At 66.4% G+C, this 26,087-nt stretch carries 24 protein-coding genes; 11 read left to right on the top strand and 13 right to left on the bottom strand.

Translation table 11 applies throughout. The annotated features are described in order from the left end of the window. Positions 1-12 precede the first annotated feature (12 nt). The 3 genes from ACP69S_RS03125 to ACP69S_RS03115 all read right to left on the bottom strand — a co-directional run bounded on the left by ACP69S_RS03125 (position 13) and on the right by ACP69S_RS03115 (position 3,746). Positions 13-1,803, bottom strand: a complete 1,791-nt coding sequence (locus ACP69S_RS03125) for a M3 family oligoendopeptidase (protein ID WP_425994767.1) — start codon at positions 1,801-1,803, stop codon at positions 13-15. Between the two features lie 1,068 nt (positions 1,804-2,871). After that, positions 2,872-3,258, bottom strand: a complete 387-nt coding sequence (locus ACP69S_RS03120) for a hypothetical protein (protein ID WP_425994766.1) — start codon at positions 3,256-3,258, stop codon at positions 2,872-2,874. A 26-nt stretch (positions 3,259-3,284) separates the two neighbouring features. Continuing rightward, on the bottom strand, positions 3,285-3,746 hold the full coding sequence (locus ACP69S_RS03115; RefSeq protein WP_425994765.1) for an MmcQ/YjbR family DNA-binding protein: 462 nt from the start codon (positions 3,744-3,746) through the stop codon (positions 3,285-3,287). 174 nt (positions 3,747-3,920) lie between these two features. Here ACP69S_RS03115 and ACP69S_RS03110 point away from each other — a divergent pair, with 174 nt between their 5' ends. Next, complete coding sequence (locus tag ACP69S_RS03110) at positions 3,921-5,393, top strand: sigma-54-dependent transcriptional regulator (RefSeq protein ID WP_425994764.1); 1,473 nt, start codon at positions 3,921-3,923, stop codon at positions 5,391-5,393. Between the two features lie 98 nt (positions 5,394-5,491). Here the strand turns inward: ACP69S_RS03110 and ACP69S_RS03105 are convergent, their stop codons facing one another. The 6 genes from ACP69S_RS03105 to ykgO form a co-directional block, all read right to left on the bottom strand. Beyond that, on the bottom strand, positions 5,492-5,902 hold the full coding sequence (locus tag ACP69S_RS03105; protein WP_425994762.1) for a hypothetical protein: 411 nt from the start codon (positions 5,900-5,902) through the stop codon (positions 5,492-5,494). 332 nt (positions 5,903-6,234) lie between these two features. Further along, on the bottom strand, positions 6,235-6,735 hold the full coding sequence (locus ACP69S_RS03100) for a hypothetical protein (RefSeq protein WP_425994760.1): 501 nt from the start codon (positions 6,733-6,735) through the stop codon (positions 6,235-6,237). 61 nt (positions 6,736-6,796) lie between these two features. Then, on the bottom strand, positions 6,797-7,138 hold the full coding sequence (locus ACP69S_RS03095) for a hypothetical protein (protein ID WP_425994758.1): 342 nt from the start codon (positions 7,136-7,138) through the stop codon (positions 6,797-6,799). Between the two features lie 87 nt (positions 7,139-7,225). Then, the gene (locus tag ACP69S_RS03090) at positions 7,226-7,492 is read right to left on the bottom strand and encodes a DUF2312 domain-containing protein (RefSeq protein WP_035047451.1); all 267 of its coding nucleotides are present in this window, start codon (positions 7,490-7,492) and stop codon (positions 7,226-7,228) included. Between the two features lie 63 nt (positions 7,493-7,555). Then, entirely contained in the window at positions 7,556-8,173 is a 618-nt protein-coding gene (locus ACP69S_RS03085) for an HAD-IA family hydrolase (RefSeq protein ID WP_425994756.1), read from the bottom strand. After that, on the bottom strand, positions 8,173-8,298 hold the full coding sequence (gene ykgO, locus ACP69S_RS03080) for a type B 50S ribosomal protein L36 (protein ID WP_007663273.1): 126 nt from the start codon (positions 8,296-8,298) through the stop codon (positions 8,173-8,175). Before ykgO ends, ACP69S_RS03085 begins: the two co-directional genes overlap by 1 nt. A 191-nt stretch (positions 8,299-8,489) precedes the next feature. Between ykgO and ACP69S_RS03075 the strand changes: the two genes are divergently transcribed. Next, positions 8,490-9,782 carry a lytic murein transglycosylase gene (locus ACP69S_RS03075; protein WP_425994754.1) on the top strand — a complete coding sequence of 431 codons (1,293 nt, stop codon included), beginning with the start codon at positions 8,490-8,492 and terminating at the stop codon, positions 9,780-9,782. A gap of 79 nt (positions 9,783-9,861) precedes the next feature. Here the strand turns inward: ACP69S_RS03075 and ACP69S_RS03070 are convergent, their stop codons facing one another. Beyond that, entirely contained in the window at positions 9,862-10,710 is an 849-nt protein-coding gene (locus ACP69S_RS03070; RefSeq protein ID WP_425994752.1) for an aldose 1-epimerase, read from the bottom strand. A 90-nt stretch (positions 10,711-10,800) separates the two neighbouring features. Between ACP69S_RS03070 and ACP69S_RS03065 the strand changes: the two genes are divergently transcribed. The 5 genes from ACP69S_RS03065 (at position 10,801) to ACP69S_RS03045 (ending at position 15,368) form a co-directional block, all read left to right on the top strand. Beyond that, entirely contained in the window at positions 10,801-12,021 is a 1,221-nt protein-coding gene (locus tag ACP69S_RS03065; RefSeq protein WP_425994750.1) for a winged helix-turn-helix domain-containing protein, read from the top strand. Between the two features lie 121 nt (positions 12,022-12,142). Further along, positions 12,143-13,132 (top strand): aldo/keto reductase, encoded by a 990-nt coding sequence (locus ACP69S_RS03060; RefSeq protein WP_425994748.1) that lies wholly within the window; start codon positions 12,143-12,145, stop codon positions 13,130-13,132. Continuing rightward, positions 13,129-13,425, top strand: a complete 297-nt coding sequence (locus tag ACP69S_RS03055; RefSeq protein WP_425994746.1) for a UxaA family hydrolase — start codon at positions 13,129-13,131, stop codon at positions 13,423-13,425. Before ACP69S_RS03060 ends, ACP69S_RS03055 begins: the two co-directional genes overlap by 4 nt. Positions 13,426-13,428: 3 nt before the next feature. Then, positions 13,429-14,628 (top strand): UxaA family hydrolase, encoded by a 1,200-nt coding sequence (locus ACP69S_RS03050; protein WP_425994744.1) that lies wholly within the window; start codon positions 13,429-13,431, stop codon positions 14,626-14,628. Next, positions 14,628-15,368, top strand: coding sequence for an SDR family oxidoreductase (locus tag ACP69S_RS03045; protein ID WP_425994742.1), 741 nt, complete (start codon positions 14,628-14,630; stop codon positions 15,366-15,368). Before ACP69S_RS03050 ends, ACP69S_RS03045 begins: the two co-directional genes overlap by 1 nt. 12 nt (positions 15,369-15,380) lie before the next feature. On the opposite strand, the gene ACP69S_RS03040 is transcribed toward ACP69S_RS03045, so the two are convergent. Together ACP69S_RS03040 and ACP69S_RS03035 are read right to left on the bottom strand one after the other, a co-directional pair. Continuing rightward, positions 15,381-15,518, bottom strand: coding sequence for a hypothetical protein (locus tag ACP69S_RS03040; RefSeq protein ID WP_425994740.1), 138 nt, complete (start codon positions 15,516-15,518; stop codon positions 15,381-15,383). Between the two features lie 89 nt (positions 15,519-15,607). Then, positions 15,608-17,071 (bottom strand): protein adenylyltransferase SelO, encoded by a 1,464-nt coding sequence (locus ACP69S_RS03035; RefSeq protein ID WP_425994738.1) that lies wholly within the window; start codon positions 17,069-17,071, stop codon positions 15,608-15,610. 258 nt (positions 17,072-17,329) lie between these two features. Here ACP69S_RS03035 and ACP69S_RS03030 point away from each other — a divergent pair, with 258 nt between their 5' ends. Together ACP69S_RS03030 and ACP69S_RS03025 are read left to right on the top strand one after the other, a co-directional pair. After that, a complete protein-coding gene (locus ACP69S_RS03030; RefSeq protein ID WP_425994736.1) occupies positions 17,330-19,846 on the top strand; it encodes a TonB-dependent receptor in 2,517 nt (838 codons plus the stop codon). Between the two features lie 168 nt (positions 19,847-20,014). Further along, entirely contained in the window at positions 20,015-22,432 is a 2,418-nt protein-coding gene (locus ACP69S_RS03025; protein WP_425994734.1) for a M20/M25/M40 family metallo-hydrolase, read from the top strand. 3 nt (positions 22,433-22,435) lie between these two features. Here ACP69S_RS03025 and ACP69S_RS03020 read toward each other — a convergent pair whose 3' ends face one another. Then, positions 22,436-24,316 (bottom strand): AMP-binding protein, encoded by a 1,881-nt coding sequence (locus ACP69S_RS03020; protein WP_425994732.1) that lies wholly within the window; start codon positions 24,314-24,316, stop codon positions 22,436-22,438. Between the two features lie 140 nt (positions 24,317-24,456). On the opposite strand from ACP69S_RS03020, the gene ACP69S_RS03015 reads away from it, so the two are divergent. Both ACP69S_RS03015 and ACP69S_RS03010 read left to right on the top strand, forming a co-directional pair. Continuing rightward, positions 24,457-24,660 carry a hypothetical protein gene (locus ACP69S_RS03015; RefSeq protein WP_425994730.1) on the top strand — a complete coding sequence of 68 codons (204 nt, stop codon included), beginning with the start codon at positions 24,457-24,459 and terminating at the stop codon, positions 24,658-24,660. Between the two features lie 493 nt (positions 24,661-25,153). Next, positions 25,154-25,855: a phytanoyl-CoA dioxygenase family protein gene (locus ACP69S_RS03010; RefSeq protein WP_425994728.1), complete on the top strand. Its 702-nt coding sequence runs from the start codon at positions 25,154-25,156 to the stop codon at positions 25,853-25,855. Positions 25,856-26,087: the final 232 nt, after the last annotated feature.

Genomic DNA, 26,087 nt, shown 5'->3' with positions numbered 1-26,087 from the left:
CGCGGGCAGCACTCACACCAACGCCTCGAACTCGTCCACCAGCCGCTCAAGCTGCGAACAGCCCGCCGCCCAGAACGCCTTCTCGCGCGGGTTCAGACCGAACGGTTTCAAAGCCTCGACATAGGTCTTGGTGCCGCCCGCCGCGAGCAACGCCTCATACAGCGGCGCGAAACCCTCCGGATCCTCGCGACGCTTCTCCATCAGGCCGCGCACCAAAAGATCGCCGAAGGCGTAGGCATAGACATAGAAGGGTGCGTGGCAGAAGTGGCTGACATAGGCCCAGTAGTGCTCGTAGCCGGCGTTCAGCCGCACCGCCGGGCCCAGGCTCTCGCCCATCACCTCCAGCCACAGGGCGCCGATCTGCTCGGGCGACAGCTCGCCGTCCTGACGGGCCTCGTGGAAGCGGCGTTCGAAGCGGTGGAAGGCGATCTGGCGGACGACGGTGTTGAGGCCATCCTCAATCTTGCCGGCCAGCAGCTTCCTGCGGTCGTCCGGCGTCGCCTCGGCCAGCAGGCGGTCGAACACCAGCCCTTCGCCGAAGATCGAGGCGGTCTCGGCCAGGGTCAGGGGCGTGTCGGCCAGCAGGGTGCCCAGCGGCGCGCACAGGGTCTGGTGCACGGCGTGGCCCAGTTCGTGGGCCAAGGTCAGCACGTCCCGCCGCTCGCCCATATAGTTCATGAACACATAGGGATGACGCTCGGCCGTCACCGGATGGGCATAGGCGCCCGACTGCTTGCCGGGGCGCGGCCTGGCGTCGATCCAGGGCTGGGTGAAGAAGGTTCGGGCGGAATCGGCGAACTTCGGGGCCAAGGTCTGGAAGCTCTCCAGCACCACGCTCCGGGCTTCTTCCCAGTCATAGGTGCGCGGCGCGGCGGCATCCAGCGGGGCGTTGCGGTCCCAATAGTCGAGGGCGTCGACGCCCATGATCTTCGCCTTCAGCGCATAGTAGCGATGCGACAAGCGAGGATAGGCCTCGACCACCGCCGCCTCCAGGGCGTTGACGGCGTCGGCGTCGACCTCGTTAGAGAGGTGCCGCGCCTGGGCCGGATCGGCGTAATGACGCCAGCGGTCCTCGACCTGTTTTTCGAAGGCCAGGGTGTTGAGAACCAGGGCCTGGGTCGAGACACGCGCTTCCAGAGCGGCGGCCAGACCCTCGGCGGCGGCCTTGCGGCGGGCGACGTCGGAGTCGGACAGGCGGTTGAGGGTTTCGGGCAGGGTCAGGGTCTCGTCGCCGACCTTGGCCTGCAGCTTGGCCAGGGTCTCATCATAGAGACGCACCCAGTTGGCGGCGGCCGGGCTCTTGTCGACGATGAACCGCTCCAGATCCGGCGACAGCTCGTGCGGCCGCGACAGGCGCACCCGGCGCAGCCACGGCGTCCAGCGGACGCCCAGCGGATAAGCGCGAAGCGCCGCCTCGATCTCGGCGTCCTCAAGCTTGTTGAGCTCCAGAGTGAAGAACAGGCTTTCGGCGGCGATCCCGGCCGAGCGGGCCCGCAGGTCGGCCTCGAACTTGGCGCAGGCCGGATCGTCGTGCGCCACCGAGCCGGCGAGGCTGGCATAGGCGCCGACGCTCCACAGGTGGTTGGTGGCCTTCTCGTAGAGCTGGATGCCGCGATCGATCAGCAGACCCAGGCGCTCAGGCTCCGTGCGCGCCTGCAGGAACAGGCCCTCCAGCGAGGCCAGTTCGTCATTGGCGGCCTTGGCGGCGGTCAGGTCGAGCTCGATGCGAGGATCGTCGCGACGCTCATAGAGGTCGGCGAGGCTCCACTCGGGAAGGGCGTCGGTCTTGAAGGGGGCGTTCATGATCACAGGGATATGGCGCGCGTGGGGTCGGACGCAACGGCGCACGGCCGTTGGGGGGTGACATTCGTTGTGCGGTCTGGCGGACACGGCTTGTCGGCCTCGCGCCAAACTGGCTGCAAGTGGGTGGGGAGGCGCGAAGCGGCCGGGGCGAACCCGGATGACCGTGATGTGTTTTGTGCGTTTCGGTTCGACCTGTCCGCTTCGCCAAGCTGTTCTTGACCGTGAGGATCGGGGCACACGAGCGTTAGTTTCAGCTCTGATTCCCAATTAACCCCCGGACGGGCGCGCATCTCGTCGATCGGCTATCCGTCTCGACGCCGACGATGTGCGATAGGCGGCTTCTGATCCCCGCCCTCTTCAACCCGCGCTCACCCGGCCGACAAGCCACTCAGCGTTTGCGCCGTCCTTCTGAGACAGCCCGCACACCTCGACCCGCCTTCCAGGGCGTCGCGGCCCCGCTCAGCTTCATCACCCGTCGCCGCATCAGGCCGGTACCAAGCGCCCTCCCCCTGCGACGGGGACAGGGAGAAGTATCCACCAGGTTTTGGAGCGGGGGATACAGAAGGGTGAGAAATCTTCAAGTCATTGATTTCGCTGATTTCGATTCGCTGAACGCAGAGGATAGAGCGCGAATCTTCACTGATGGGCTGTGCTACCGCATAAGACCAAAAGCGGTTGTCATCCCGGACGAGCGCGAAGCGCGAAGATCCGGGACCGACGCCTGAGCGCCGCGCTTCCGGCGGTCCCGGCTCTCCGCTTCGCTGCGGCCGGGATGACAAGCTTTGTTGGCGCCGAACACACCTTCGCGCCGAGGGGAGCCATCCTTACATCTCACGGCGAGATGATCGCCGGATTGGAAAGATCACTCCGCCGACACCGCCCTCCGGGCGGCCGCTCCGCGGCGGCCCGGAGGGCCGTCCTTGACAGACCTTTCCAGTCCGGCACGCTGCCGCCTCCAAGAGATTTAAGGATGAGCGGGACGCGGGGCGTCCGTTTATGGGTCATGAGACGAAGGGCGCTTTCGACCCTAGTCGGACGTTCGCCACGTCCGCTTCCCGGCGGATGCTATCAGACTTCGTTTCTTGGGCCTCGTTCGAGCGCGGTCAGCAGCACGCTCAGTTGGATCAAATTGAGCTCACCCGTGCTCACAAACCATTGTTTTTCTTCGAAGCGCACGCAGAGTTGAGGCCATCCGGAACTGTCGATAATCCCAATCCAGCTGCTAACGACAGGCACGGACCAAATACGCGCAAACAATCTGTGCATCGTTAGCACCCCGTCTGCGAGCACCAGTCTGGCCGTCGCCAAATAAGCGATCACGAGCCCCAAGATGGCGACGACGCCCAGAGCCGCCAGCTCACCGGTAAAAGCCAACCAGAGAAAAAACGCCAGTATGGGAGCCGTTACGATCGGCACGAATATGGTTGAGCCGGCGCTCGGACCGACGGTGATCAATCTGGCTTCCCACTTTGCTGCGCCAGCTAGTTCTCAGCTTTCGACGGTGATGGTTCAAGCAAAGATTGCGAGATAGGGAAATCGGAACAAGGCGAGCGTCGAGTCTGACATCCACCCACAACCGACCCTCCGCGCGTCCGCTTCCCCGTCAAACCTCCCACCGCCTTCGGCTCCACGATCCTCCACGCCTCCCGCAACAACCCCGCCAGCTCTTCCGCCTCGATCTCCGCCAGCCGCACCAGCACCGCCGGATAACCCCGATAGTGGTCGTCATCGAAGAAGCGATCAGGCGCGGCTTCGATCAGCATCTCCTTGGTCTCGATCCGGCAGCGCACCGCGAAAACGCCGGGGACGAGCACACGGCGAGCCTTGGGCGCGGGCCGCGCCACATAGGCCCAGGCGAAACCCTTGCCGCCCACCGAATAGGCGATCTGGGCGCCGTTGAGGGCCTCCTCCGCCTCCGGCAGGGCCATCGCCAGGGCGCGCAAACCGACCCCGTCGATCATCGTCAAAACCCGTCCTGGCAAGGCCTTGTTAAGCCTGAACCTTAAGGTTGCCGACACCTCTCCGAAAGCCGGTGTTTACCCCCGTGCTGTATCACTCTGAACCAACAAGAGCCCTGCTCCATGTCGAGCGTGGCCGGTTATGATGGGTGTCTTCCTATGTCCAAGACGGTTCTCGTCGTCGATGACGATCCGACTCAGCGGCGCCTGATCCAGGCCGTGCTGGAGCGCGACGGGTTCGCGGTCTCGCATGCCGAGAACGGCGACGCGGCGATGGCGCACCTGTCCTCCGGCGCGCCTACCGACGTGGTGCTGCTGGACTTGGTCATGCCCGGCCTGAACGGCCACGACACCCTGAAGGAGATGCGCTCGCGCGGGTTTGTGCAGCCCGTCATCGTTCTAACGGCCAGCGGCGGCGTCGACACCGTGGTCAAGGCCATGCAAGCCGGCGCCACCGACTTCTTCATCAAGCCGGCTTCCCCCGAGCGGATCACCGTGTCGATCCGCAACGCCCTGTCGATGGGCGACCTGAAGGGCGAGGTGGAACGGCTTACCAAGCGCACCGCCGGCAAGACCACCTTCGCAGATTTGATCGGAACCTCGCCCGCCATGACCCTGGTCAAGCGGATGGGCGAGCGCGCCGCCAAAAGCTCTATCCCCATTCTGATCACCGGTGAAAGCGGCGTCGGCAAGGAGCTGATCGCCCGCGCCGTGCACGGCTCGTCCGACCGGGCCGGCAAGCCCTTCGTGGCCGTCAACTGCGGCGCGATTCCCGAAAACCTCGTCGAATCGATCCTTTTCGGCCACGAGAAGGGCAGCTTCACGGGCGCCACCGACAAGCATCTGGGCAAGTTCAAGGAGGCCGACGGCGGCACCCTGTTCCTTGACGAGGTCGGCGAACTGCCGCTCGACATGCAGGTCAAGCTGCTGCGCGCGTTGCAGGAGGGCGAGATCGATCCGATCGGCTCCAAGCGTTCGCAAAAGGTCGATGTGCGTATCGTCTCGGCGACCAATCGCGACGTGGCCCAGGCCGTGGCGCAAGGCCGGTTCCGCGAGGACCTCTATTACCGCCTGAACGTCTTCCCCATCGAGGCCCCCTCGCTGCGCGAACGCCGCGACGACGTGCCGGCCCTGGTCGAGGCCTTCATCCGCCGGTTCAACGTGGAAGAGGGCAAGCGCGTCATCGGCGCCTTGCCCGAGACGCTGGCCCTGCTGACCGCCTTCGACTGGCCGGGCAATGTCCGCCAGCTGGAAAACACGGTCTATCGGGCCATCGTCCTGGCCGACGCGCCCTATCTGCAGCCCTACGACTTTCCGGCGATTTCCGGCCTGCAGGCGCCGATCGAGGCCCTGCCGTCGGCCAGTGTGAGCGCGCCCGACCTGCCTTCGGTGCTTCAGGCGACCCATGCGGCCATGGCCAACGCAGCCGGTGACGCACCGGTGCGGATCCTCGATGATCGCGGCCATCTGCGGACGCTGGAAGAAATCGAACGTGACCTCATTCAGCACGCGATCGATGTCTATGCGGGCCACATGAGCGAGGTGGCTCGCCGTCTGGGGATCGGTCGCTCCACCCTCTATCGCAAGGTCCGGGAGCAGGGCATCGAGATTGATATGAAGGAAGCTGGCTGATGACCATCGTTCTGCGCCCGGTCTCGCGCGAGCAGCGCCTGAAGACGCTGATCCGGCCCTGGAAGGCGCCCCGCCAGGCGCCCCGTCAGGTCTAGTTTTTACGCCACTTGGGCGACTTCGCTGTCTTCGGGATGATCGGGATCGACCGTTTCGGCCGTCCGGGTCCATCCCGCCAGACCACGCGTCACCGCGCCGTCGGCTTCGAGTTGCTGCAGTTCGAGCGTGATGGCCGTGACCGGCAAGGACCGGTTCCAGCGTCGTTCAAGCTGCAGGGCGATGTCGGTCACAGCCAGACCCGCGCCGCCGTGCTGTAAGGCCATCAGGATCATGTCGCCGATGGAGCGGCTTCGCCGTCCCCTCCGGCTGGGCGCGGGAATGGCGAAGGAAGACGGTTCGGCCGCGACACGGTCCTCGCTGAGGCCGGCCCTTTCGATCGCTCCCAAAGCCAGACCGATAGCTCGCAGTTCGCCTTCGAAGGGCGCCAAGGCGCGCTTCTGGGCTTCACCCATGCGGACCTCTAGGTCCGCCTTTCTTCGTAGTAGATATTCATACGTCGTCGCCATGGCGCTTGTCCGTTATCGTTAGCGTTGATCCGGCGCCGATGCAGATCAAGGTCCGCGCGCGCTAGAAGGGCGAACGTCGCCCCCACCGGACGAAGCGTTCCTTATGATCAGGACCGTGAGATCCTGCGCCATAATGTCTCACCCGGCGGGTTACTGCGGCCTTAACGGAGGTCGCTGAACGTTGGTTTTCGGTAAGCTTTTGAGACCGTTATCTCGGCAAACAACGGCAAAAACTCATTGCGCCGAGCGCTCGGCGCCATACCGAATATTCTAAATCCTTATCGCCCTGAGCGTGCGTCCGTGGCCGGGGTCCGCAGCCTCCAGCGGGCCGCGAGGGCGATCGGCATGCCGACGGCCAGAACGTGGGCGAATATTCCGTCGAGGAAGACGAGCCAGTCGAACGCTCCGCTGCCGGCCAGCGACAGCGGCACGACGACATAGGTCATCACGACGTACAACCCCAGGCCGTACAGACTTCCCATCGTCCACGGCCGTCGGATCAGGACCTCGAGACGGCGCGCGGCGAGCACATAAACGGCGGCCATGATCAGGGTCATGCCAAAATGCAGACCAAGCCCCAACCCTGCGGTTGGCAGGCCGCCAGCGAAGGACGCCTTGCCAAGAAGCCCCGAGGCGACCGACTGCAGAATGCGGATCGGCTCGACCCCCTTTAGGGCGTAGAACACCATCACCTGAATGATATCGAAGGCGCCCGCGCAGACCCCGCCGACGGCGATGGCGACAAGCTCTCTCTTCGATACCGTGGCGGTTCCCGACATGGCGACTCCCCTGCGACTTGGGCGAGCCTAACTTTCAGAACGGCGTTATGCCAATGGCCGGCTACTCATCGCCCTCGGCTTCGACTTCGGTCGGCGTCGCCGCCGCGCGGCGGCCAAAGCCTCGGCCGCGCTTCATGGGCTTCTTCTCGCCCTTGGCCTTGGCGACGATTTCCTTGAGCTTGAGGGTCTGATTGCCCGACAGGGCCTGGTCGCGACCGCCCTTTTCGGGATCGCCGAAGGCCCGGCCATAGGTCTCGACCCGCTGGGCGACCGAGGTCAGGAACTCGCCCTCCCAGTCGGAAAGCGCGATCCCGCTCTTGTCGGCGGCCCGCCTGGCGCGTTTCAGAGCGTTCAGCGCCGCTCTCTTGGCCTGGGCTCTGGGATCAGGGGGCTTGGCGCGCATCGAGGGAGACTATCCCCGAAGCCGCGCCAAGACGCACCCTGCAAAAATGCCCGAGGCGCGCGTTCGGGCGCCGGCCAAAGATAGGCTTTAGATCGCGCCGACGGCCGACAGATAGAGGTCGAGGATTGCGTCTTCTTCCTGACGCTTGGCGCGGTCCTGCTTGAGGATGCGGACCACCTTGCGCAGGATCTTGACGTCGAAGCCGTTGCCCTTGGCTTCGTTGTAGACTTCCTTGATCTGCTCGGAGATCTCGGCCTTCTCGACCTCGAGGCGCTCAATGCGCTCGATGATGCTCTTCAGCTGGCCTTGAGCGGTGGAGTTCAGAACATCGGCGTGGGCGGCATCGTCGGCCATGACGGGAAAGCTCTTCGGTCGGGGGTGGAATTGGGCGCGGACCATAGGGCCCGAGCCTCTCCGTCACAACAGGCCGTGGGCCTGAATCATCGGCCGCGGAGCCGCCAGATCTGTGAACAGATGTGTATGGAATCCCATCGCGTCGGCGGCCGCGATATTGGCGGCGTTGTCGTCGACGAACAGCAGGTCGCCGGGCTCAAGGCCCGTCCGCTCCAGCACGATCTCGTAGATCCGCCGGTCGGGCTTGATGACCTTTTCTTCGGCCGAGACGATGACGTCCCGGAAGAGCGTGAACACCGGGCTCATCGCCTGGACGCCGGGCCAGGTCTCGCTCGACATGTTGGTGAGGCCAAACTGCGGGACGCCCCGCGCGGCCAGGTCGTTCATGACGGCCTCAGTTTCGGGAATCGCACCCGAGAACATTTCCGGCCAGCGGCCCCACCAGGCGGCGATCTGTTCGGCATATTGGGGATGCAGCGGTGTCAGCCGCGCGATGTTGTCGGCGAAGGTCAGGCCCCGGTCGGTCTCGCCGTGCCAATCCATGGTGCAGACATGCGAAAGAAACCCGTCAAGTTCGGCGGGTTCCTTGAAGATCTTCGCGAACAGCGTGCGCGGATTCCAGCGCACGATGACATTGCCGACGTCCCAGAGCAGCGCCCTGGGTCCATCGACAAGCGTCATCAGCCCTGCTTGGCTTTGAAGCGCGGGTCGGTCTTGTTGATGATGTAGACGACGCCCTTGCGGCGCACCAACTTGCAGTCGCGGTGGCGAGACTTCAGCGACTTGAGCGAGCTACGAACCTTCATGACCGTCTCTATATTCAGCGGAGAGGTTCGGGAACGCCAGATGGCGACCAGAACATCCGGGATGTTTCGGAGGGAGGGCGTATAGGCAAGGCGCGGCTCGGAGTCAACGGCGCTAACCCTTCAATCGGAACTTCACCGCTTTGTCGGCCTTGTGATTGAAGAGTTCACCCGGATGCCGGTAGCCTGCGCTCATGGATCGTCGCTTCTTTCTCGTTCTCCTCCTCGCCGGCTGCGCTGACGCCTCGCCGCAAGGGCCGCTGACGCCGCTGACCTCGGCCATGCCGACCGCGGCGCCGCCGATTCCGGTGAACACCGCGCCGCCGCCGGCGGCGACCGCTGTCCCGGCCAGGGAGCTCAGCTTCGACACTTGGCTGGCCGACTTCATGGTTCGCGCCCAGGCCGCCGGCCTGACACAGCAATTGCTGAACCGCGAGCTGGGCGGCGTGACGCCCGATCCCAAGGTCATCAGCCTGGACGGTCGCCAGCCTGAATTCTCCAAGCCGGTCGGCGACTATATCAAGGGCGTGATCAGCGACGACCGTGTCGCCGTGGGCCGCCGCAAGCGCGCCGAACTGGCCTTCCTGCAGCAGGTCGAAGGCCGCTACGGCGTGCCGCGCGACATCCTGCTGGCGGTCTGGGCCATGGAATCCGCGTTCGGCCAGATCCAGGGTAATTTCGACGTCGTCCGCTCGATGGTCAGTCTCGCCGCCGACGGCCGCCGACGCGGCTGGGCCGAGGGCGAACTGATCGCGGCCCTGCAGATCATCGATTCGGGCGAGGTGCCTCGCAGCCAGCTGAAGGGCTCGTGGGCCGGGGCCATGGGCCAGACCCAGTTCCTGCCCAGCAACTATCGCTCGACCGCCGTGGACGCCGATGGCGACGGCAAGCGCGACATCTGGGGGTCGGACGCCGATTCCCTGGCCTCGGCCGCCAATCTGCTGGCCAAGGGCGGCTGGAAGCCGGGCGCCGGCTGGGCCGAGGAAGTGATCCTGCCCGCCGGCTTCGACTACGGCCTGTCGGAAGGCCCGCGCGAGGTCCCGTCATGGTGGGAAGCCAGGGGCGTGCGTCGCGCTGACGGCTTGCCGTGGAGCGCCGCCGACGCCGCCTCGCCCACAGGCCTGATCCTGCCGGCCGGCGCCAATGGCCCGGCCTTCCTGGCCCTGCCCAACCACTTTGCGATCCGCAAATACAATAACTCGACCTCCTATGCCCTGGGCATAGGCCTGCTGGCCGACCGCTTCGGCGGCAGCGGTCCGCTGGTCGCCGTCTGGCCGGTCGAGGCGCCGCTATCGCTGTCGGATCGCATGGCCGCCCAGATCGCCCTGGCTCGCCTGGGCTTCGACCCCGGCGCGCCCGACGGCGTGATCGGCGCCGGCTCCCGCAAGGCCCTGCGCGCCTGGCAGCAAAACCGCGCCCTGCCGGCCGACGGCTATCTGTCGATGGACATGGTCCAGCGCCTCAAGGCCCAGGCTGGGCTCAGCTGATCGTCGCGCTGGCGCCCGTGCGAAAACCCTCTCTCTTTGAGAGAGGGTTTTAGGTGCGCGGCGGGTCGAACGTCGCCTCTCAGCCTGTTGTGATCTCCATCCAGATCACGTGACTCTGGCCCGGCGCCAAGGTCACCATGCCGGAGTCCGGGGGTCCAAAGGGATTGGGCCGGTTGGCGCACGGTTCAACGCAATAGAAGTCCTGGCCGGGCGGCACATAGAGATGCAGCCAGCGGCACTCGGGTGAGGCGGTGATCGTCGTGGTCGGCTGGCCCGGCGCGCTGAGCTCGGCAAGCTGGTTCCAGCCCGTGTAGCAATGGTCGATCAGGCTATCGTGACCCTCGACGCCGGCGCCCCTGGCCCAGTCAGGACCCCAGACGCCTTCGTGATGGATGGTCGGCAGCACGGTTTCGTCGATCATCCAGACGCCACCGACCGTCGCCTTCAACGCCTCGCCCGGGCGGCGCGGGAAATAGGGGTGGAAGCCCAGGCCGGCGGGCATGGGCGCATCGCCCGTATTGGTCACTGACAGTTCCATACGCAGGCCGCGCTCGCCCAGGATGAACCGTTGCTCGGCGCGATAGGCCCAGGGCCAATCCGAAGGCGCATGGTCGTAGGAAAGCAGCGCCTGGGCGCCCTTGGCGCTATCGACGGTCCAGGCTTCGCGCCAGCCCTGGCCATGCAGCGGATGGGGATGACCGCCGAGGTTAGGCTTCAGACCCACATCGCGCCCCTCGAACGCGAAGCGGCCGTGCGGAATGCGATTGCAGAACGGCACCAGCGGGAAACTGGCTGCGTCCAGCACGTCGATCGCGCCCTGCGTCATCGGCCTCAGGATGTCGCGGCCATCGACGGTGAAGCCGGCGACAGAGCCGCCGACATTGGGGAACAACTGAAGGCGCGACGCGCCGTTTTCGAGGACGATCATGGCCCATCGGTAGGGCCTTTCCCGGATCGCGCGCAAGTCCGATTGGTAGCGATCCTACCCCCCAGGCGGCTTGCGCGATCCGGTCGGACGATGCTCAACTTGGCCATGATCGAGAAGCTCTCCGCCAGGACGGCGCGGCGTATGGCGCTGGCGGCGCAGGGGTTTGGCAAGGCGCGCCCAACCGCGCCCGGACGTCGCCATGTGCTCTCGACGATCGAGACGCTGGGCCTTCTCCAGATCGACTCGGTCAATGTGGTGTCACGCTCGCACTACCTGCCGCTGTTCTCGCGCCTGGGCGACTATCCGCGCGGCCTGCTCGAAGACCTCGCCTGGGGCAAGAAGCCCGCCCTGGTGGAATATTGGGGCCATGAGGCCTCGCTGATGCCGCGCGACATGCATCCGCTGTTTCGCTGGAGGATGGCCGACGCCAAGGCCGGGGTCGGCGTCTGGAAGGGCGTGGCCCGGTTCCTCGACAGCCATCCCGACTTCATCGCCAAGGCCCTGGCCGAGATCCGCCGACGCGGCCCGATCTCGGCCGGCGAACTGGAGATCGGCGCCAAGAAGGGCCCCGGCGGCTGGTGGGGCTGGAGCGAGGCCAAGCGGGCGCTGGAATGCCTGTTCTGGATCGGCGAGCTGACCACCGCCACCCGCCGCGCCGGCTTCGAGCGGGTCTATGGCACGCCTGAGCAGGTGCTGCCTGCGTCCCTGATCGAGGCGCCGACACCCCACCGCGAAGACGCCCACCGCGCCCTGATCGCCCGCGCCGCCAGGGCCATGGGCGTCGCCACCGAACGCGACCTGCGCGACTATTTCCGCATGGGTCCCGCCGAAACTCGCGCCCGTGTCGCCGAACTGGTCGAGGAAGGGATCCTCGTCCCCGCACAGGTCGAGGGCTGGGAGCACACGGCCTATGTCTCCGCAGGGGCCGCCAGACCCCGCAAGGTCGAGGCCCGGGCCCTGCTGTCGCCGTTCGACAACCTGATCTGGTTTCGCGAGCGCGCCGAGCGGATCTTCGACGCCCGCATCCGGCTGGAAATCTACACCCCCGCTCACCTGCGCACCCATGGCTACTACGTCCTGCCGTTCCTGCAGGGCGAGACCCTGACCGCCCGCGTGGATCTCAAGGCCGACCGTAAAACGGGTCGCCTTCTGGTCCAGGCCGCTCACGCCGAACCCGCCGCCAATGGCGAGACGGCGGCGACCCTGGCTGAGGAGTTGAGGTTGATGGCCGGCTGGTTGGGCCTGTCGGACGTCACCGTGGCGGAGAAGGGCGATCTGGCGGGAAACCTGGCCTCAGCACTAAAGGTCTGAACCTCCAGGTTGACAGGTCTGACCTCTTCCGGGATTTTATCAGAGAGACATTTTTTACATATAATAAACCGGGACGAACACAGTGGGCGCGGCGCCATCGGATAGCGGATCGGGCGAAGCGGTGATTTCGCGCCTGCCTCCGCTGGGATTCGGCGGCGGAGCGATCGGCAATCTCTACGCCGCGATGAGCGACGCCCAGGCGTCGGCAACCATCGCGACAGCCCTCGACGCCGGCCTCCGCTATTTCGACACCGCGCCCCACTACGGCTTTGGCCTGAGCGAGGCGCGGCTGGGCCAGGCCCTGTCCGGCCGTTCCGACGTCATCGTCTCCAGCAAGGTCGGCCGGCTGCTGGTTCCCACCGACGCCGGCCCGGGCGAGCGGCACGGCTTCGTCGACGCCGCGCCGTTCGAGCCGGTCTTCGACTACGGCTATGACGCGGTGATGCGCTCTTGCGAAGAAAGCCTGAAGCGCCTGGGCCGCGACCGCATCGATATATTGCTGGCCCACGACCTGGGTCGCCGCACCCATGGCCAGGATCACCCCGCCCGGTTCCGCGAGTTCTTCGAGGGCGGCTATCGGGCCATGCGGGAACTGCGTGACAGCGGCGCGGTCGGGGCCATCGGGCTGGGCGTAAACGAGCATGAGGCCTGCGAAGAGGCGCTGGGCCATGGCGACTTCGACGTCTTCCTGCTGGCCGGTCGCTACACCCTGCTGGAACAGACCGCCCTGGACGGCTTCCTGCCGCTCTGCCTGAGGCGGGGCGTCCGGATCATCGTCGGCGGTCCGTTCAATTCCGGCGTTCTGGTCGAGGGGCTCGCAAGCGCCCACTACAATTACCGGCCAGCGCCATCGGAGATCATCGACCGGGTTCGGAAGCTGCAGGCCGTCTGCGCCGCCCACGACGTTCCATTGCCGGCAGCGGCGCTGCAGTTTCCGCTGGCCCATCCGGCCACGGCCAGCGTCATTCCGGGCCTCGGCAGCCCCACTCAGGTCGCCCAGGCGATGGCCTGGATGCGCACGCCCATCCCCGGCGCTCTGTGGGACGATCTTCGCACCGAGGGCCTGCTGCATCCCGGCGCCCCGACGCCAGACGCGCGGGTCCCCGCATGAAGCTGGTCCTGCTGCATCCCGACGACAATGTCATGGTCCTGGCCGCCCCGGTTCGAGCGGGTGAGACGCTTAGTATTGAGGGAAGCGCGCTCGTCGCCTCGACCGATGTCGAGGTGGGTCACAAGCTGGCCCGGCGCGCCCTGGCGGTCGGCGACAAGGTTCTGAAACACGGCGCGCCGATCGGATCGATGACCGCCTCGGCGGCGCCCGGCGAACACGTCCACCTGCACAACATGAAGAGCGACTACATCGCCAGCCACACACGGTTGGCGACCGGGGCGGGCGAGGTCTGAGCCATGCGCGGTTATCTGAGGGGCGATGGTCGCAAGGGCGTCCGCAACGTGGTGGCGGTGGCCTATCTGGTGGAATGCGCCCACCACGTGGCGAGGGCCATCGTCAGCAAGATCGATGACCCCGACGTCCATCTGATCGGCTTTCCCGGCTGCTATCCCAACGCCTACGCCTTGAAGGTCATGCAGGCCATCGGGACCCATCCCAATGTCGGCGGGGTGCTGCTGATCTCGCTGGGTTGCGAGAGCTTCAATCGCGAGGCCCTGCGCGCGACCATCGAGGCCAGCGGCCGGCTGGTCGAGACCCTGGTGATCCAGGAGGCCGGCGGCACGGCGGCGACCATCCAGAAGGGCCGCGAGGCCGTGGCCCGTTTGAAGGCTATCGCCGACCAGGCGCCGGTGGTTTCCATGGACATCTCCGAACTGGTGATCGGCGCCATCTGCGGCGGTTCGGACGGCACCAGCGGCATCACCGCCAATCCCGCCGTCGGGCGAGCCTTCGACCGTCTCGGCGCGGCCGGCGCGGCCTGCATCTTCGAGGAGACCGGCGAGCTGGTCGGCTGCGAGACGATCATGGCGGGCCGCGCGATCACGCCGGAACTGGGCCGCGAACTGGAGGCCAGCGTCCGCAAGGCAGAGGCCTATTACACCCTGATGGGCTATGGCAGCTTCGCGCCCGGCAACGCCGAGGGCGGCCTGACGACCCAAGAGGAAAAGTCGATGGGGGCCTATTCCAAGTCCGGCTCGGCGCCCATCGTCGGCATCCTCAAGCCTGGTGACCAGCCACCAAGCGGCGGGCTGTATCTGCTGGACGTGGTGCCGGACGGCGAACCGCGCTTTGGCTTTCCCAACATCTCCGACAATGCGGAGATCGTCGAGTTGATCGCCTGCGGAGCGCACATGACCCTGTTCACTACCGGCCGAGGCTCGGTGGTCGGCTCGGCCATCTCACCGGTGATCAAGGTCTGCGCCAATCCCGAGACCTATCGCAAACTGGCCGGCGACATGGATATCGACGCCGGCCGGATCATGGAAGGGCGCGGCACGCTGGAGCAGGTCGGCGACGAGATCCACAATTTGGTCGTCGCCGTGGCCGGCGGCGCGCGGACGGTGTCCGAAACGCTGGGCCACCAGGAGTTCATCCTCACCTACAAGGCCTTCGACCCGGTTGGTCCAGCCTGCCTGCCCCTTCGACGGGTCAGCTGATGGGCAGACTGGCTGGCCGACTGGCGGGCAAGACCGCCCTGGTGACCGCGGCGGGTCAGGGCATCGGCAAGGCCAGCGCCGAACTGTTCGCCCGCGAAGGCGCGCGGGTGGTCGCCACCGATATCAATGACGACCTTCTGACCGCGGTGGAAGGCTGCGAAACCCGCCGCCTCGACGTGCTGGATCCCCAGGCGATCAAGGCGCTGGCCGCCGAGCTTGGCGCGGTGGACGTGCTGTTCAACTGCGCTGGCTTTGTTCACGCCGGCACGATCCTCGACTGCGACGAGCAGGCCTGGGCCTTCTCAAACGACATCAATGTGGGGGCCATGTACCGGACGATCCGCGCGTTCCTGCCGGCCATGCTGGAGACCGGGGGCGGCTCGATCGTCAACATGTCGTCGGTGGCCAGCTCGATCAAGGGCGTGCCTGGACGCTTTGCCTATGGCGCCACCAAGGCCGCCGTGATCGGGCTGACCAAGGCCGTGGCGGCCGACTTCGTGGGACAGGGAGTTCGCTGCAACGCCATCTGCCCCGGCACGGTCGAGACTCCGTCCCTGAACCAGCGGCTGGCCGACACCGGCGACTACGAGGCTGCCCGCGCGGTCTTCACCGCACGTCAGCCCATGGGGCGTCTAGGTCAGCCGGAGGAGTTGGCGCAACTGGCGCTGTATCTCGCCAGCGACGAGTCGTCGTTCACAACGGGCCAGATCCACATCGTCGATGGCGGCTGGATAAACTAGGGCGGAAAGCCCTCAGGCGATCTCGCGGCTCTGGGCGAGACACTCGCCGATGGCGCGCGCGCAGCCCGGAATACCGAGCGCGCCGATGAACGACATGGCGACGGCGCCGACCAGCATTACGGGCTGAAAGATCGATTGGAAGAAGCGCATGGGGTCTCTCCGCAAAGCCTCACCGTTCGGCGTTATGCAAAGCAATAAGCCTGAACCGTGACAATTGTTCCGGACCCGTCCTGAAAAGTTCAGACCGCGTTGTTTTTATCGCTGACGTCCGCGAACCCGTAGGCCTGCCGGGCCGCCTCGATCCGGTCAAGCTTGGCGTAGAGAGGGGCCCAGTCGTCCTCGGCGGCGATGGACCCCCACAGCGCCTCGACCTCTTCGATAAGCAGCTCCTCAGGCTCGTCGCTTGCGAAGACCGGATGCTCCAGACGTTCCGGCCGATCCGGCTCGAAGTCCGCCAGCCTGCCGCGGAAATCGGCGAAGGCCTCGTCGCCATAGAGGGCGGCGCGAGGACCGGCCATGGCGCGGGACTCCGAGGCCGGTCCGCCAAACCAGTCGAAGAAGAAGGGCTCCCAGCGCAGGGCGTCACCCCCCGCCGCCAGGGCCTTGAAGGCGGCGCTGACCAGGTTCATGTCGGTCGCCAGATCGCGAGGCTTGAGGTCGAGGCGTCGCAGCATCGCCGCGCGGAGGGCGTCGCGATAGGCGTCGGAGAAGCCGTTCAGCGCCTCGACCAGCCCGGCCTGGTCGGTCACCAGGGTCAGGCAGGCGGCCAGTTGCTGCAGATTCCAGAACACCGCCTCTGGCTGGCGGCCAAAGCTGTAGAGGCCGTTGTGGTCAAAATAGGCGGCGGTGAAGTTCGGATCGTTGCGCGGCAGGAACCGCCACGGGCCGTAGTCAAAGCTCTCGCCGGTCACCACCATGTTATCGGTGTTGAGCACGCCGTGGACAAAGCCTGCCGACATCCAGCCGGCCAAGAGCTTGGCGCTGGCCTCGACCACCGCCCGCATCAGCGCGGCGGGGCGGTCGGGTTCATGGGCCAGATGCGGATAATAGGTCTCGACCGCGTGATCGACGAGCACGGTGATCAGATCAGGCCGCTCGAAATAGGCCTGACGCTGGAAGGTCCCGAAACGGATGTGGCTGTGCGACAGCCGGGTCAGCACGGCCGAGCGGGTCGGGCTGGGCTCGTCGCCGCGCTGCAGTTCCTCGCCGGTCTCGACAAGCGAAAAGGCGCGCGAGGTCGGAACGCCAACGGCCTCCAGCAGGCTGGCGGCCAGGATCTCGCGCATGCCGCCCTTCAGGGTCAGCCGTCCGTCGCCCTGCCGCGACCAAGGCGTCTGGCCCGAGCCCTTGGTGGCCAGGTCAAGCAGCCGCCCTGTCTGGCTTGAGGGCGTCCCCTGTTCCCGAAGCTGAGCGAACAGGAAGCCGCGCCCGTCGCCAAGGTCGGGATTGTAGCTGCGGAACTGATGGCCGTGATAGCGCATGGCCAGTGGCTGGGGCTGATTGCCGGGCAGAGGCTCGAACCGGCCGAACGCGGCGATCCACTCGGCGTCCGACAGGCCGTCCAGCCCCACGGTCGCCGCCGCGCGGTCGTTGCGGAAGCGCAGGCGGGTCGTGGGGAAATCGGCAGGATCGACCGGATCGGCGAAGTCGCGACCCAGGGCCATGAACTGCGGATCGGGACGATAGGCGAGCGACGATGTCATAGGTCGCAAATGAGCGCGCCGAACCGATCTTGCAAGCTTCGCCAACGACGGGCTGCATCACCGGGGATGGCGACCGACCCGTGTCGCTTCTGCGCAACAGGCCTTTCCGATCCTTTTACCTGTAAGGGTTTTCACTTGCTCTGACCGCCAGCGATCCGTAACCGTGGAGTGTCCATTTGAACAGTCGTTCGAGTGAGTCCAAACAAAATCAGCCGTGGGCGATGCAAGCGCTCGCGGCATAACGAACCGAGGTAGGAAATGCGCTTTACCCAGGTGCTTTGCGGCACGGCGTCCGCCGTTGTGCTTGCCGGTCTGTTCACCGCTGGCGCGGTTCAGGCCCAGGAAGTCGAAATCCCCACCGTCGACAGCATCGTCGTCACCGCCCAAAAGCGCGAGCAGAACCTGCAGGACGTGCCGGTCGTGGTGACCGCCGTCGGCGCCAAGCTGCTGCAAGACACGGGCATCAAGGACATCAAGGATCTGACGATCCTGACCCCCGGCCTGACCGTCACCTCGACGACGTCGGAAGCCTCGACCACCGCCCGCGTCCGCGGCGTCGGCACCGTCGGCGACAACCCCGGTCTGGAAAGTTCGGTCGGTATCGTGATCGACGGCGTCTATCGCCCGCGTAACGGCGTGTCCTTCGGCGATCTGGGCGAAATGGAGCGCATCGAGGTCCTGAAGGGCCCGCAAGGCACGCTGTTTGGCAAGAACACCTCGGCCGGCGTCATCAACGTCGTGACCAAGGAGCCTGAGTTCGGCTTCGCCGCCAACGCTGAAGCCACCATCGGCAACTTCAACGCCCACGGCCTCGCCGCTTCGGTGACCGGCCCGCTGTTCGGCACCGAGACCCTCGCCGGTCGCCTGTATGTCGCCGCCCGCGAGCGCGATGGCTACAACGACGTCAACAACGGCCGCGGCCCTAGCGACCGCGACCAGGACGCCGACCAGGGCTTCTACACCGTGCGCGGCCAACTGCTGTTCGTGCCCAATGACGAAGCCACCTTCAAGATCATCGCCGACTACACCAAGCGCGACGAAAACTGCTGCGGCGCCGTGCAGATCCGCACCGGCCCGACCGCCGGCATCCTGAACCTGGTCAGCGGCGGCGTCGCCCTGGCTCCGACCGCCAAGCCCTATGATCGCGTCGTCTATGCCAACCGCGGCACACCGTCCTCGATCGAGGACAAGGGCGTCTCGCTGGAGGGCAATATCGAACTGCCGATCGGCGAACTGACCTCGATCACCGCCATCCGCAACTGGCGCACCGACAACGGCCAGGACAGCGATTTCTCCACCGCCGATCTGGCCTATCGCAACAAGGACGGCACCAACTACAGCGAGTTCCTGACCTTCACCCAGGAACTGCGCCTGGCCGGCAAGACCGGTAACCTCGACTGGCTGGTCGGCGCGTTCCTGGCCGACGAGAAGCTCGAGACCAAGGCCAACTTCCTCTATGGCAATCACTACGAGCAGTATCTGGGTCGCCTGCTGTCGCAGTCGGCCGCCAATCCGGCCGGCATCGCCAACTTCATCTCGATCCTGACCGGCCGCGCGCCGAACACCACCTTCACGCCCGGTCAGGGCCTGCGGGACAGCTATAGCCAGCGCGCCAAGACCATCGCGCTGTTCACCAGCAACACCCTTCAGCTCACCGACGCGTTCAGCATCACCGCCGGCCTGCGCTACAGCGCCGACAAGAAGGATCTGGACACCTACCAGACCATCACGGACGGCGGCGTCGGCTGCGGCATCGGTCTGTCGCCCGCCGGTCAGGCTCGCATCGCCGGCATCGTCGGCCCGGCGTCCACCCCGCTCGTCGTCGGCCGCCTTTGCCTGCCCTGGGCCAACCCGCTGTTCAACAACCGCGGCACCCACCAGACGCGCACCGACAAGGAATGGTCGGGCACGGTCAAGGCCGCCTATCGCTTCTCGCCCGAAGTGTTCAGCTACGCTTCATTCGCTCGCGGCTATAAGGGCGGCGGCTACAACCTGGACCGCACCCAGTCGTCCAACGGCCTGCAAAGCGGCGGCCAAGGCGTGCTGCCGATCCAGGACACCTCGTTCGAGGGTGAGTTCGTCGACAGCTATGAAATCGGCCTGAAGAACACCCTCTTCAACCGCTCGGTGCTGTTCAACGTCACGGGCTTCTATCAGAAGTTCACCGACTTCCAGCTGAACACCTTCCTGGGCACCTCGTTCGCCGTGCGTTCGATCCCGGAAGTGGTTTCGCAGGGCGTCGACGTCGACTTCCTGTGGTTCACCCCGGTCCGCGGCCTGTCGGTGCAGAGCGGCTTCACCTACGCCAAGACCGAATACGGCGACCAGAAGATCCCCAACGATCCGGGCAACGCCCTTTCCCAGTTGCCGGGCAGCCGCCTGTCGCTGGCGCCGGAATATTCGGCCTCGGGCTCGCTGACCTATGAGCGTCCGGTGGGCGACAACTACCGCGCCCGTTTCAACGTCGGTGCGAAGTACTCCTCGGAGTACAACACCGGTTCGGACCTGTTCCCGCCGAAGACGCAAGAAGGCTACACCGTGGTCAACGCTCGCATCGGCTTCGGCGCCGCCAGCGAAGCCTGGACCGTCGAACTGTGGGGCCAGAATATCCTGGACGAAGAATACACCCAGGTCGGCTTCAACGGCTTCCTGCAAGGCGCGTCGGGCCTGAGCGCCACCAACGCGACGTACGTCCCGGCTAATGACACCATCACCTACGACGCCTTCCTCGGCGCGCCGCGCACCTACGGCGTGACGCTGCGGGCGAAGTTCTAACCGGGAGGGGATCCGAAGGTCCGCTCTCCAAAGCGAGCAGGGCCTTTGGCTTTCGGATGAGGAAGGGGCGATCCGGGCAACCGGGTCGCCCTTTTTCTTTTGGCCTTCCGATCCCGCCTGACCCGACGCAACCTCCTGATGGGGATTCGCCGGACCACGAGGCAGACCGTGAAGACGATCAGGATACTGGGTTTCTGGATCTGTCTGGCCATCGGCGTGGCCCTCGGCGCCTACGCCCAGAGAACGCCTCAGCCTGTCGACGCCTCCGCGCCGGCCGCCGCCTTCTCCGCAGCCCGCGCCATGGGCGATGTCAAGGCCATGGCGCAGCGTCCGCACCCGACCGGCTCGGCCGATATCGTGCGGGTGCGCGATCACCTGCTGACCCGGATCGGCGAGTTGGGCCTGGAGGTCTCGGTGCGCCCCGGCGAGGGCTTCCAGCCCTATTCGAACAATGGCCGATCGCTGGGCGTGGCGGCGGTGCAGAACGTGGTCGGCGTCCTGCCCGGACAGGACCGCGAACTGCCAGCCGTGCTGGTGATGAGCCACTACGACTCCGTGCACAATTCGCCCGGCGCGGCTGACGACGCCCTGGGGGCCGCCGCCGCCCTGGAGATCGCCCGCGCCCTGAAGGCCGGTCCGCCGCCGGCGCGCGACGTGATCTTCTTGTTCACCGACGGCGAGGAAGCCGGCCTGCTGGGCGCCGACGCCTTCTTCGCTCGCGACCCCACCGCCGCCCGGGTCGGCGTGGTGCTGAACATGGAAGCCCGGGGAGACGCCGGTCGCGCGGCCATGTTCCAGACCGGCCCCGACAACGGCGGCCTGCTGGCCCTGATGGCTCGCGAGGCCGTGGGCCCCTCGGCCAATTCCCTGGCCTCGACCGTCTATGAGCGCATGCCCAATGACACCGACTTCACCCATTCGGTGAAGGCCGGCCTGCCGGGCCTGAACTTTGCCTTGATCGACAATCAGCTGGCCTATCACACGCCGCTGTCGACGCCCGAGCGGCTGGACCAGGGCAGCCTGCAGCATATGGGCAACCAGGTCTTGCCCATCGCCCGGGCCCTGGCCAGCGGCGCGAGCCTGCCCACCAAGACCCCCAACGTCATCTATTCCGACGTGCTGGGCCTGTTCCTGATCAGCTATTCGACGGCCATCGGCTGGGGGCTTCTGGCCCTGGCCGCCGGAATGATCGGCTTCGTGGTCTGGCGCGCCCTGAGCGGCGGCGTGACGTCCCCGCTCGATATCGTCCGGGGCGTGGCTGGCGCTGTGCTGCTGCTGCTGGCCAGCGCGCTGGTCCTGCATCTCCTGGGCCGCCTGCTGAACGTCGGCGACGGCCAGAAACTGTACGATCTGCTGGGTCGTTTTGACTTCCTGCTGCTGGGGGCCGGAGCGCTCAGCGTCGGGACCGGACTGCTGGTCGTCACGGCCCAGGCCCGGGGCGCGAAGCGGATCTGGCCCAGCCTGGCGGCCCTGGCCCTGGGCGGCGCCTGCAGCATCGTCGGCGGGTTCGACGCCGTGGGCCTTGGCCTTGGCGTCGCGGTAGAGTTGATGTGCTGGGCGGCGCTAGGAGGCAGGGTCGGGGTGTTGGGCGTCTGGATCGGCGGCCTCCTCACCCTGCTGCTGCTGTCCCTGGCCGCCCAGATCATGGCGCCCGGCGCGACGGTGATGCTGGTCTGGCCGCTGCTGATCGCCGCCTTGGGCGCGACCCTGGCCATGGCGCTGGGCGGAACCCGCGACCGCCGCGTGGCCCTGGCCATGACCCTGGCCATGGCGGTGCTGGCCACCGTGACCATCGCCCAGTTGACCGCCTGGGGCGCCTGGACCTTCGCCGGGATCGGCCTGATGGAGCCCGCCGTCCTGGCTCTGTTCGTACTGCTGGCCACCCCGGCCCTGGTGCCGATCACCTTCGACTTCGCGCAATCCCGATGGAGCTGGCGCGGTGTGGTTGTGCTGGTCGTGGCCGGCCTTGGCCTCGTGATCACTGCCGCCATCCCCGGCGCCTCGGCCGACCGGCCCAACCTGACCGAGGCCCATCACATCGCCGATCCCTCGACAGGCAAGGCCTGGCGCGTCTCGTCAATGCCAGAGCTGGACGCCTGGACCCGCGCCGTCCTGGTCGCCGACGGCGGGGTGGACCTGAAGAAGCAGCCCCTGCACCCGTTCCACGGCGACCCGATCTGGATGGCCGAAACCCGCGCCGTGCCGGTCACCCCGCCGGTCCTGACCGCCGAGCGCTCGGGCGACCGCCTGATCGTTCGCGTCATCCCCGGCCCGGGAACCGAGGTGCTGACCCTGAAGATCCGCGCCACCACCGATCTTCTCGATCCACGCCTGAACGGCCGGCCGATCACCCTGACCAGCCAGCCCGACGCCTGGTCGACCGTGACCTATCACGCCCCCGATCCCAATGGCGTCACGCTCAGCTTCACCTCCGGGGCGACGGGCCGGGTCGAGGCTGCGGTCATGGAGATGCGTGACGGCTGGCCCGCCGAAGCGACAGCCCCCGCCGCCAAACCGCCCGAGCTGATGGCCACCGGCATGTCGGACAAGACCGCCGTGATCGCCCATGCCCGGCTGGCCTGGTAGGCGTCAGACCGTAACCACGCCTTCCCCCAGCTGGGCCGCATACAGCGCCTCGACCAGGGCCGCGCGCCGCTCAAGCGTCGCCCGCTGGTTCACATAGCCCTTGTCGGTGATCTCGCCGGCGTCGATGGAGGGCGGCTCGGTCATCACCGTGAAGCGCCCCACCCTGCGCGACGAGCCCCCGGCAGCCGCATTAAACGCCGCCAGCCGTTCGCGCAGAAATACGACCAGCTTCTCCATCGGCGTGCCCGGCCCCTCATCGGCGACCAGGGCCATCAGGCCCGACGGCGAGGGCCAGAACAGCGCGCCGATGAAGCCCTTGTCCTGGCCGCAGATCACCGCGTCCTGGATATAGGGGCTACAGGCTGCCACCAGATCGGGGCGCAGCACGCCGACGCTGACCCAGGTGCCGCTGTCGAGCTTGAAGTCCTCGGTCACCCGGCCGTCGAACACCAAGCCCTTGGCCGGATCTTCGGGATCGACGAACCGCGCCGCATCCCCCAGCCGATAAAAGCCCTCCTCGTCGAAGGCCGCCGCGGTTTTCTCAGGATCCTTGTGGTAGCCGCTGGCCACCGTCGGCCCCTTGACCCGCACCTCGAACTTGGACCCGCTGGGCGCCAGTTTCAGCTCGATGCCCGGCAGGGGCAGGCCCACCAGCCCGACGCGCTCGGTGATCCAGTGGGTGACGGTGATGCCCTGGGTTTCGGTAGCGCCATACATCGTCGTCAGCGGGATGCGATGGCCGGTTTCGGCAACGGCGAGAGCCTGGATGCGCGTATAGACGTCGTTCGACAGCGTCGCCCCGCCATAGGCCATGTAGCGCAGGTTTTTGAAGAACGAGGCGCGCAGCACCGGGTCCCTCTCCATGGCCTCGGCCAGCATCGAAAAGGCGATCGGCGCCGAGCCGAACACGATGGGCGAGACCTCATAGAGGTTCTTGATCGTGGTCTCGAACATCCCGGGCAAGGGCTTGCCCTCGTCGATATGCAGGGTGCCGCCGGACCACAGCAGGCCATTGAAGCCGATATTGCCGGCCGAGATGTGGCTCCACGGCATCCATTCCAGCCCCTGCGAAACCTCGCCGTCTTCGGGCTCGTCGAGCTTCAGACCCTCCTGGCCGGCGATCACCCCGGCCATCATGCCGTGGGTCTGGGGCACGGCCTTGGGCATGCCGGTCGAGCCGGAGGTGAACAGGTACTTGGCCACCGTGGCCGGACCCAGGGTCTCGCGCGAGGCCTCGACAGCGATGGTGGGAACGGTGGCGGCGATGTCGGCGAAGCTCAGCACGCCCCCATCCCCCATTGAGCCGGTTCCATCAACGGTGATCACCTTCACGGTCGGATCGATGGCCCGAAGGGTCTCCAGCGCCTTGGCGAACATCGCCCCGCTCTGGGCGAAGACGACGCGGGGGGCGACCTTGTCGAAACAGTGCTTCAGCTTGGCGTGATCGGTCGAGACCAGGCTATAGGCCGGGCTGATGGGCGCAGCCGGGACGCCGGCGGTGTAGGCGCCCAGCGTCATCAGGGCATGCTCGACGGAGTTGCCCGACAGGATCATCACGCTGTCGTCGGCTCCGAAGCCCTGGTCGAGCAGCCACTGAGCAATACCCTCGATCGCTCGCAGGGCCTGTCCATAGCTCACCGACCTCCACGGCCCGTGGCCGGGCTCGCGCTGTTTCAGATACGGCCGATCCGGATGCTCGGCGGCCTTCTGGGCCAGCAGATGGGCGATGGAGCGCGGCCCCTCGCCGGGCGCGTGGTTGGAGGTGATGATCAGCGAGCCATCCGGCCGATGCTCGACGCTGACGTCCGGCCCCTTCATCGGCAAGGGCTTGAAGGGAACATCGCTGACGTCGCGCGCGAGCGACGCGCCTTGGGGCGGCGTCATGGTTTCTCTCCCGGTAGGTTATCGTTGTTCTGTTGGGACGAGACGTTAACGCAACCTCGGCGGACGGCAAGGATCACGCAAGGGAACCGCCCCCTTCGACGCGCGGTTAGAGATGGAGACGTCCAGCCAAGGAGCCTGACATGAACCCGATCAGCGCAACGCCCGACGACAAGACCGAGCTCGAGCCCTCCCTGACACCCACCGAGGCCTCCACCGACAAGAAGGCCGCGGCCGAGGAAGAGCGAGCGATCGACTCCGACTCCGGCCTCGCGCCCGTGCAGCAGGGCGCCTCGGCCCTCGCCAATCTGGGCAAGCGGCGCGGTAGCGAGCTTTTCCGGGAATAGTTGCGCCGGAACCTTCCTCGCTGCGCGGTGAAGAGGCGATAGGCCCCAGGGCCCGTTCATGAGGTGGCGCCGCCGGGGTCTGGGTGAGCAACCGTTCGGCGAGGGCGGTGGTTGCCCCAACCTCGTTCGCCCACTCCCCAAACGCCTCCTCGTCATCCCGGGCCTTGTGCCCGGCCCCCCCGGTTCAGCTTCCGCGTGAGGGACCCGCCCTGTTCCGCGCCTGCGGCGGATAGAGGGGTCCCGGGCACAAGGCCCGGGATGAAGGAGCTTAGATGGGTCGCGGCTTGCCGCCCCTTCGCGCCGAGGGGAACAAACCCTCATCTCACGGCGAGACGATCGCCGGTCTGGACAGGTCACTCAAGGACGACGCTTCGCGTCGCCGCGACGCGGCCGTCTGAGGCGGGCCTTGACTGACCTGTCCAGACCGGCACGCTGCAGCCTCCAAGAGATGAAGGGATTGGCGTGACGCCTGGGCGTCCGCTTTCGAACCAACATGAGTATTGAGCTAGCAAACGTCGCACATCTCGACCGCCTCAGCCTGGATTCGGACGGCGCGGAAATCGTCCGATCAGCGATCGGTTCGGACACTCTGAGAATGATCAGAGAGGCCCTTTTCGACCAGCCGGCGGATCAGGCCGGGATCAGGCTCTTCGGCGTGGAGGACCTGCGCCCCTTCCTGGAACCGGATGGAGCTATCGGCAAGCTCGCCGCCCTGAGGATGAAAGGGTCGCCACGGGCGGTCCGCGCCATTCTCTTCGACAAGACTCCTTCGACCAACTGGTCACTGGCCTGGCATCAAGACCGGGTCATCGCGGTTCAGGACCGCATCGAAGTCGCCGGATTTGGACCGTGGAGCCGGAAGCATGGCGCGCTTCATGTCGCTCCGCCGTTTGAAGTTCTGTCGCGCATGATCACGCTGCGAGTTCACCTCGATCCCGTGCCCGAGACTAATGCGCCGCTGCTCATCGCACCGGGCTCGCACAGGCGAGGCCGGATCGCCGAGCACGATGTGCTCGCCGTGGTAGGTGAATGCGGCGTGGTGTCGTGCTTGGCTGCGGCCGGTGACGCCTGGCTTTACGCGACGCCGATCCTGCATGCGTCGGAGGCGGCGGCCATTCCGGCGCATCGTAGGATTCTGCAGGTGGACTTTGCAGCCGAACCGCTGCCCGGCGGCCTGCAATGGCTAGACGTTTGAGACCGGCACGCTGCAGCCTCAAAGAAATAAACGGCCGGGTGGGAGAGTAGCTTTGCAGCTTGCAAATGCCCGCCGGTCAGATTTACGGTCTCGGAATGTCGAGACGACGCTTGGAACCGTCGCCTCGACAAACCGGGCCTGTCCTTTTGGAAGGGACAGCGGGTGTTGTAGATGGGGCGTTTCCCTTGAGAAGGAGCCCCATCTACGTTCCCATAGGGGCCACAGTGGCTGA

Source organism: Caulobacter sp. DWR1-3-2b1, from assembly GCF_049895765.1.
Classification (GTDB): domain Bacteria; phylum Pseudomonadota; class Alphaproteobacteria; order Caulobacterales; family Caulobacteraceae; genus Caulobacter.
The sequence above is the reverse complement of the archived record's forward strand: the minus strand, read 5'-3'. Positions and strand labels throughout refer to the sequence as shown.

Bases quoted from the DNA above. Each gene is read 5' to 3' on its own strand.
- ACP69S_RS03125 (WP_425994767.1), bottom strand. From the start codon at position 1,803: ATGAACGCCCCCTTCAAGACCGACGCCCTTCCCGAGTGGAGCCTCGCC.
- ACP69S_RS03110 (WP_425994764.1), top strand. From the start codon at position 3,921: ATGTCCAAGACGGTTCTCGTCGTCGATGACGATCCGACTCAGCGGCGC.
- ACP69S_RS03105 (WP_425994762.1), bottom strand. From the start codon at position 5,902: ATGGGTGAAGCCCAGAAGCGCGCCTTGGCGCCCTTCGAAGGCGAACTG.
- ACP69S_RS03100 (WP_425994760.1), bottom strand. From the start codon at position 6,735: ATGTCGGGAACCGCCACGGTATCGAAGAGAGAGCTTGTCGCCATCGCC.
- ACP69S_RS03095 (WP_425994758.1), bottom strand. From the start codon at position 7,138: ATGCGCGCCAAGCCCCCTGATCCCAGAGCCCAGGCCAAGAGAGCGGCG.
- ACP69S_RS03090 (WP_035047451.1), bottom strand. From the start codon at position 7,492: ATGGCCGACGATGCCGCCCACGCCGATGTTCTGAACTCCACCGCTCAA.
- ACP69S_RS03085 (WP_425994756.1), bottom strand. From the start codon at position 8,173: ATGACGCTTGTCGATGGACCCAGGGCGCTGCTCTGGGACGTCGGCAAT.
- ykgO (WP_007663273.1), bottom strand. From the start codon at position 8,298: ATGAAGGTTCGTAGCTCGCTCAAGTCGCTGAAGTCTCGCCACCGCGAC.
- ACP69S_RS03075 (WP_425994754.1), top strand. From the start codon at position 8,490: ATGGATCGTCGCTTCTTTCTCGTTCTCCTCCTCGCCGGCTGCGCTGAC.
- ACP69S_RS03070 (WP_425994752.1), bottom strand. From the start codon at position 10,710: ATGATCGTCCTCGAAAACGGCGCGTCGCGCCTTCAGTTGTTCCCCAAT.
- ACP69S_RS03065 (WP_425994750.1), top strand. From the start codon at position 10,801: ATGCTCAACTTGGCCATGATCGAGAAGCTCTCCGCCAGGACGGCGCGG.
- ACP69S_RS03055 (WP_425994746.1), top strand. From the start codon at position 13,129: ATGAAGCTGGTCCTGCTGCATCCCGACGACAATGTCATGGTCCTGGCC.
- ACP69S_RS03050 (WP_425994744.1), top strand. From the start codon at position 13,429: ATGCGCGGTTATCTGAGGGGCGATGGTCGCAAGGGCGTCCGCAACGTG.
- ACP69S_RS03045 (WP_425994742.1), top strand. From the start codon at position 14,628: ATGGGCAGACTGGCTGGCCGACTGGCGGGCAAGACCGCCCTGGTGACC.
- ACP69S_RS03040 (WP_425994740.1), bottom strand. From the start codon at position 15,518: ATGCGCTTCTTCCAATCGATCTTTCAGCCCGTAATGCTGGTCGGCGCC.
- ACP69S_RS03035 (WP_425994738.1), bottom strand. From the start codon at position 17,071: ATGACATCGTCGCTCGCCTATCGTCCCGATCCGCAGTTCATGGCCCTG.
- ACP69S_RS03030 (WP_425994736.1), top strand. From the start codon at position 17,330: ATGCGCTTTACCCAGGTGCTTTGCGGCACGGCGTCCGCCGTTGTGCTT.
- ACP69S_RS03020 (WP_425994732.1), bottom strand. From the start codon at position 24,316: ATGACGCCGCCCCAAGGCGCGTCGCTCGCGCGCGACGTCAGCGATGTT.
- ACP69S_RS03015 (WP_425994730.1), top strand. From the start codon at position 24,457: ATGAACCCGATCAGCGCAACGCCCGACGACAAGACCGAGCTCGAGCCC.
- ACP69S_RS03010 (WP_425994728.1), top strand. From the start codon at position 25,154: ATGAGTATTGAGCTAGCAAACGTCGCACATCTCGACCGCCTCAGCCTG.